The organism is Mycolicibacterium sp. MU0050 (assembly GCF_963378085.1).
In the GTDB taxonomy this organism is placed as follows: Bacteria; Actinomycetota; Actinomycetes; order Mycobacteriales; family Mycobacteriaceae; genus Mycobacterium; species Mycobacterium wendilense.
This window is the reverse complement of record NZ_OY726395.1, coordinates 5,195,668-5,201,667: the sequence shown is the minus strand read 5'-3', so window position 1 is coordinate 5,201,667 and position 6,000 is coordinate 5,195,668. Positions and strand designations below refer to the sequence as shown.

Annotated in this window: 8 protein-coding genes; all 8 read left to right on the top strand. The window is 67.2% G+C overall.

Annotated elements, in window-relative coordinates:
• Positions 1–587 precede the first annotated feature (587 nt).
• Positions 588–731: a 50S ribosomal protein L34 gene (gene rpmH / locus R2K23_RS24720; protein WP_005142265.1), complete on the top strand. Its 144-nt coding sequence runs from the start codon at positions 588–590 to the stop codon at positions 729–731.
• A gap of 18 nt (positions 732–749) precedes the next feature.
• Positions 750–1,106, top strand: a complete 357-nt coding sequence (gene rnpA, locus R2K23_RS24715) for a ribonuclease P protein component (protein ID WP_316513426.1) — start codon at positions 750–752, stop codon at positions 1,104–1,106.
• Complete coding sequence (gene yidD / locus R2K23_RS24710; RefSeq protein ID WP_316513424.1) at positions 1,103–1,414, top strand: membrane protein insertion efficiency factor YidD; 312 nt, start codon at positions 1,103–1,105, stop codon at positions 1,412–1,414. The genes rnpA and yidD overlap by 4 nt, the downstream gene beginning before the upstream one ends.
• Positions 1,407–2,546, top strand: a complete 1,140-nt coding sequence (yidC, locus tag R2K23_RS24705; RefSeq protein ID WP_316513422.1) for a membrane protein insertase YidC — start codon at positions 1,407–1,409, stop codon at positions 2,544–2,546. Before yidD ends, yidC begins: the two co-directional genes overlap by 8 nt.
• Before the next feature lie 56 nt (positions 2,547–2,602).
• Entirely contained in the window at positions 2,603–3,148 is a 546-nt protein-coding gene (locus R2K23_RS24700; RefSeq protein WP_316513420.1) for a Jag family protein, read from the top strand.
• A gap of 80 nt (positions 3,149–3,228) precedes the next feature.
• Positions 3,229–3,930: a 16S rRNA (guanine(527)-N(7))-methyltransferase RsmG gene (rsmG, locus tag R2K23_RS24695; protein ID WP_316513418.1), complete on the top strand. Its 702-nt coding sequence runs from the start codon at positions 3,229–3,231 to the stop codon at positions 3,928–3,930.
• Positions 3,927–4,898 carry a ParA family protein gene (locus tag R2K23_RS24690; protein WP_316513415.1) on the top strand — a complete coding sequence of 324 codons (972 nt, stop codon included), beginning with the start codon at positions 3,927–3,929 and terminating at the stop codon, positions 4,896–4,898. Before rsmG ends, R2K23_RS24690 begins: the two co-directional genes overlap by 4 nt.
• Complete coding sequence (locus R2K23_RS24685; protein WP_316513414.1) at positions 4,895–5,881, top strand: ParB/RepB/Spo0J family partition protein; 987 nt, start codon at positions 4,895–4,897, stop codon at positions 5,879–5,881. The genes R2K23_RS24690 and R2K23_RS24685 overlap by 4 nt, the downstream gene beginning before the upstream one ends.
• The last annotated feature ends 119 nt before the right edge of the window (positions 5,882–6,000 follow it).

Below are 6,000 nucleotides of genomic sequence, written 5' to 3'. Positions count from 1 at the left end.
GACACTCAGCACATGCAATGGATAACTTAACGAGGGCAGTCTGTCCACATGGTTATCCACAGATGTGGATAGGACGACTGTCCTCATGGGGCAGCCTACCGGCGGAAGTATGTCGGGCTGCACGGGTCCTTGGGCAACCCTGTTGTCGGTGGTCGGACGTCGGCGCCGTTCCGGTGGGAACGGTCATGCCAGAAGCTAACAGTTTTATCTCGGGGTGCCAACCATTCGGCAACATTGACGGAAACGTTCTTGCGGGGTGGTCGGTGCGGCGCGCGATGTTCGGTCGGCGGTCGGCTGTCCTGGAAGGATTCGGTCCGGCGGACCGGCTGTCGTCGTCGGCCCCGGTGCGCCGACGGGGGTGCCGGCCGTCGGTTTCGGGCGGGTCGCTCAGGTTTGACCCAGCGAAATCGTGTAAGTACCCTCGAACAGTCGCCCGGAAGTGGCGATACGGCTGCGAACCCGAACGGTTTCATTCGAGATCATGCGGAGCGCGCCGGCTACGCAGCAAGACCGCAGAACTTACCAAGGGCTGCCAGAGCTGCCCGATGGGTAGCTGTGGTGGCCAAACGCAATGAGGAGATACAGCCGTGGCCAAGGGCAAGCGGACATTCCAGCCGAACAATCGGCGTCGCGCACGGGTGCATGGATTCCGCCTGCGGATGCGGACGCGTGCAGGGCGCGCGATCGTAACCGGTCGGCGCCGCAAGGGACGTCGTTCGCTGACGGCCTGAGTCTGCTCGGGCAGTGACGTGCTCCCCGCGCAGTACCGGATGACCCGGTCGACCGAGTTCGGTGCGACGGTCAAACAAGGAGTACGAGCCGCACAGCCGGATCTCGTGGTACATCGTCGTCGCGATCCCAGCGGTGCGGCCGGTCCTCTGATCGGTTTGGTGGTCGGCAAGTCCGTGGGCTCTGCCGTCGAACGCCACCGGGTCGCCCGACGGTTGCGGCATGTGGCCCGCACCGTGGTCGACGATCTGGATCCCGCCGAGCGGGTGGTGATCCGCGCACTGCCGGGTAGCCGGGACGCGACGTCCGCGCGTCTGCGCGAGCAGTTGGTGGCCGGTCTGCGCCGCTCGCACAAGCTGATGACTGCCCGGCGATGACTGCCCGGCTTCGCGATCTCCGCACCGCGCCAGGGCGCGCGGTGGTGTACGTGATCCAGCTCTACCGACACATGGTGTCCCCGTTGCGGTTGCCGACGTGTCGATTCATGCCTACCTGTAGCCAGTACGCCGTCGAGGCCCTGACCGAGTTCGGGTTGATCCGGGGCGGCTGGCTGAGCGCGGTCCGGCTCGCGAAGTGCGGTCCGTGGCATCGGGGAGGATGGGACCCAATACCCGAGCGACACTCTCGCGAGCATCAGTCGCCCGACCCTCACGCCGGCGACGGCAGGAACGAGTTGCATGTTTAACTGGGCAAGCCTCGACATCATCTACTACCCCGTGTCGGGCATCATGTGGCTCTGGTACAAGCTCTTCGCGCTGCTGCTCGGGCCCACCAACTTCTTCGCCTGGGCACTGTCGGTGGTGTTCCTGGTCTTCACCCTCCGCGCGCTGCTGTACAAGCCCTTCGTCCGGCAGATCCGGACCACCCGGCAGATGCAGGAACTGCAACCGCAGATCAAGGCGCTGCAGAAGAAGTACGGCAAGGACCGCCAGCGGATGGCGCTGGAGATGCAGAAGCTGCAGAAGGAGCACGGGTTCAACCCGATCCTCGGCTGCCTGCCGATGCTCGCGCAGATCCCGGTGTTCATCGGCCTGTTCCACGTGCTGCGGTCGTTCAACCGGACTGGTGGCTTCGGCATCGGTGCGCAGCATCTGGACCCCGACTACAACCGGACGCTGTCCAACTACTTCTTCAGCGCCACCGACGTCGGCCACTTCCTGGACGCCAACCTGTTCGGTGCGCCGCTGGGCGCATGGATGACCCAGACCACGGGTCTGGAGGCCTTTACCCAGTACGGGCACTTCAGCCGGACCGCGCTGATCGCCGTGGGCGTGCCGGTGATGATCGCCGCGGGCATCGCCACCTACTTCAACAGCCGGGCCTCGATCTCGCGGCAGAGTCCGGAGGCCGCGGCCAATCCGCAGACCGCGATCATGAACAAGCTCGCACTGTATGTCTTCCCGCTGGGCGTCGTCGTCGGCGGGCCGTTCCTGCCGCTGGCCATCATCCTGTACTGGTTCGCCAACAACGTCTGGACCTTCGGTCAGCAGCACTACGTGTTCGGCAAGATCGAGCAGGAGGAAGAGGCGAAGAAGCAGGAGGCGATCGAACGCCGCGCGGCCAATGCGCCGGCGCCCGGCGCGAAACCCGCCAAGCGCAAGAAGGCGGCCGCGAGCGCCGCCACCACGATGGCCGACAACAGCGAAGGGACCGCCGCGGCCGACGAGACAGAGTCGGCTGCTGTCGAGCCCGCGAACGACGCCCCGGCCGCGAAGGCTACGCCGAAGGCCGCCCCCAAGGGCCAGCAGGGGAAGGCGGGCGGAGCCGCCAACCGGAACCCGCGCCCCGGAGCGAAACCGAAGAAGCGCAAGCGCTGAACAAGCCAGCGCCACTGATACCACCCCACGGTGACTTGAGAGGGACCCGAGAACAGATGACTGATACGACAGACACCACCCCCACCGAGGCCGCTGCCGCCGAGACCGTCGAAGCGGATCAGGTCAAGGGCAACGATCTCGAGGAGCGGTTGGTCGCCGAGGGCGAGATCGCCGGCGACTACTTGGAGGAGTTGCTCGACCTACTCGACTTCGACGGCGACATCGATCTGGACGTGGAGGGCAACCGCGCGGTTGTCAGCATCGACGGCGGTGACGACTTGGAGAAGCTGGTCGGCCGTAAGGGCGAGGTGCTCGACGCGCTGCAGGAATTGACCCGGCTCGCGGTGCACCAGAAGACGGGGGAGCGCAGCCGGCTGATGCTGGACGTCGCGAGCTGGCGCCGCCATCGGAGGGAAGAGCTGGCCGCGCTCGGCGACAAGCTCGCCCGTCGCGTGCTCGAGTCGGGGGAGCGCGAGCAGCTGGCGCCGATGACCCCCTTTGAGCGGAAGATCGTCCACGACGCCGTCGCCGCGGTCGACGGGGTGCACAGCGAGAGCGAGGGCGTGGAGCCGCAGCGCCGCGTCGTCATCCTGCCCGACTGATCTGACTTACACCGATGTAGTTCTGCGTCGACCGCCCGGGAGGATGTTTCACGTGAAACATCGCCCCGAACACCCGGAGGTTGTTTCACGTGAAACATGACGGCGGGACCGCGCCGCCCCCCGCTGCCCGCGAGGTCTTCGGTGAGCACCTCGAGACGGCGGAGCGGTATACGGAGTTTCTCGCGACCGCCGGCGTGGAGCGCGGGCTGATCGGCCCGCGGGAGACGGATCGCCTGTGGGACCGCCACGTACTCAACAGTGTCGCGATCGCTGAATTGATCGGCGAGGGCGACCGCGTCGTCGATATCGGCAGCGGTGCCGGCCTGCCCGGTATTCCGTTGGCGATCGCACGGCGGGATCTATCCGTGTGTTTGGTCGAGCCGCTGTTGCGGCGCGCATCCTTCCTCTCGGAGGTGGTGCGGGATCTCGGCCTCGATCACGTGACGGTGGTCCGTGGCCGGGCGGAGGATCGAGCGGTCATCGCCGAGCATGGTGCGGCGGACGTGGTGACCTCGCGCGCCGTCGCCCCGCTGGACAAGTTGACGCGGTGGAGCCTTCCGCTGGCGAAGGTCGGTGGGATGATGCTGGCGCTCAAGGGGGAGCGCGCCGAAAGCGAAGTCGCCGAGCACCGGCGTGTGATGACATCGTTGGGCGCGGACGATGTGAGGGTGATGAAATGTGGCGTGAGCTATTTGGACCCGCCGGCGACCGTCGTCGCCGCCAGGCGGTCGGAGTCGAAGTCCGGACGGCGCACTCGTCCGCCAACCAGGAGAGCACGATGACGCCGGAACCACGACGGACCAGCCGCCCGCGGCCTCAGCGCGCCGATGTTTCACGTGAAACATGGAGCGGACCGGGACAGGTCGACAGCGAGTACGACACCCCGATCGCCGCCGCCGCGCAGCGCGCGACGCAGGTGCTGCACACGAAGCAGCGACTGCCGCGGCCCTCCCGTCGCCGCATCTTCACCGTCGCGAACCAGAAGGGCGGCGTCGGCAAGACGACCACCGCGGTGAACCTGGCCGCCGCGCTCGCGGTGCAGGGGCTCAAGACCTTGGTCATCGACCTCGACCCGCAGGGCAACGCCAGCACCGCCCTGGGGATCGAACGCCGGGAGTCGGGCACGCCGTCGTCGTACGAGGTGCTGATCGGGGAGATCCCGCTGCGGGAGGCGCTGCGGCGCAGCCCGCACAGCGAGTTGCTGTACTGCGTCCCGGCCACCATCGACCTTGCCGGCGCGGAGATCGAATTGGTCAGCATGGTCGCCCGGGAGAACCGGTTGCGCTCCGCGCTCGCGGACCTCGAGCAGTACGACTTCGACTACGTGTTCATCGACTGCCCGCCGTCCCTGGGTCTGCTGACGATCAACGCGCTGGTCGCCGCGCCCGAGGTGCTGATCCCCATCCAGTGCGAGTACTACGCGCTCGAGGGGGTCTCCCAGTTGATGAACAACATCGAGATGGTCCGGGCGCACCTCAACCCGGCGCTCAACGTGACCACGGTCCTGCTGACGATGTACGACGGCCGGACCAAGCTCGCCGACCAGGTCGCAGATGAGGTCCGCCGATACTTCGGCGACAAGGTGCTGCGGACGGTGATTCCCCGCAGCGTCAAGGTTTCCGAGGCACCCGGGTACAGCATGACGATCATCGACTACGACCCCGGGTCGCGAGGCGCGATGAGCTATCTGGATGCCAGCCGCGAGATCGCCGAACGAGGCGCCGCGCCGACCGGAAAGGGACAGTCATGACGAACGCACCATCCAAGCGCAAGGGCGGCCTGGGCCGCGGGCTGGCCTCGCTCATTCCGACGGGACCGGTCGACGGCGAGTCGACGGCGCCGAAGATCGGTTCAGCGGCGGCCGACGTGCTCCTCGGCGGCGCTCCGCCGACCCCAGCGCCGGACGCGGCGGAGTCCGACATGGGTGCGGTGTACCGCGAGATCGACCCGGCCACCATCGAGCCGAACCCACGGCAGCCCCGGCAGGTGTTCGACGACGAGGCGCTGGCCGAACTGGTGCACTCCATCCGCGAGTTCGGACTGATGCAGCCGATCGTGGTCCGCGAGGTCTCCAAGGATCCGGTGCGGTATCAGCTGGTGATGGGGGAGCGGCGGTGGCGCGCCTCGCAGGAGGCCGGGCTGGCGACCATCCCGGCGATCGTCCGGGAGACGGCCGACGACAACCTACTGCGGGACGCGCTGCTGGAGAATATCCACCGGGTGCAGCTCAACCCGTTGGAAGAGGCCGCGGCCTACCAACAGCTGCTCGACGAGTTCGGTGTCACCCACGATGAACTCGCCGCGCGGATCGGCAGGTCCCGGCCCCTGATCACCAACATGATCCGGCTGCTCCGGTTGCCGATCGCCGTGCAGCGCCGCGTGGCGGCCGGGGTCCTCTCGGCCGGCCACGCTCGGGCGCTGCTCTCGCTGGAGGCAGGTGCGGAGGCGCAGGAGGAGCTGGCGGCGCGCATCGTCGCGGAGGGGCTGTCGGTCCGCGCGACGGAGGAGGCGGTGACGCTGGCGAACCGGGCTGACGGCACCACCCCGACCCCGGCACGACGCAAGCCGATCCAGATGCCGGGTCTCCAGGACGTTGCTGAGCGGCTGTCCGGGACGTTCGATACCCGCGTCACGGTGAGTCTGGGCAAACGGAAGGGCAAGATCGTGGTGGAGTTCGGCTCGGTGGAGGACCTGCAGCGGATTGTCGAGCTGATGGACAAAAAGGGCGGCTGAAACCCAGGTCTGGACATACCGGGGAATTACGTCACTGTGACACACCTGCCACCCAGCAGTCCGGCCAGATCGACGTCAGCGGTCAAATCCACTGTGCGCCATCGGTATTCGGCAAGAAT

Coding starts and splice junctions, on each gene's coding strand:
- R2K23_RS24685 (WP_316513414.1), top strand. CDS start 4,895: ATGACGAACGCACCATCCAAGCGCAAGGGCGGCCTGGGCCGCGGGCTG.
- yidC (WP_316513422.1), top strand. CDS start 1,407: ATGTTTAACTGGGCAAGCCTCGACATCATCTACTACCCCGTGTCGGGC.
- R2K23_RS24690 (WP_316513415.1), top strand. CDS start 3,927: ATGACGCCGGAACCACGACGGACCAGCCGCCCGCGGCCTCAGCGCGCC.
- yidD (WP_316513424.1), top strand. CDS start 1,103: ATGACTGCCCGGCTTCGCGATCTCCGCACCGCGCCAGGGCGCGCGGTG.
- R2K23_RS24700 (WP_316513420.1), top strand. CDS start 2,603: ATGACTGATACGACAGACACCACCCCCACCGAGGCCGCTGCCGCCGAG.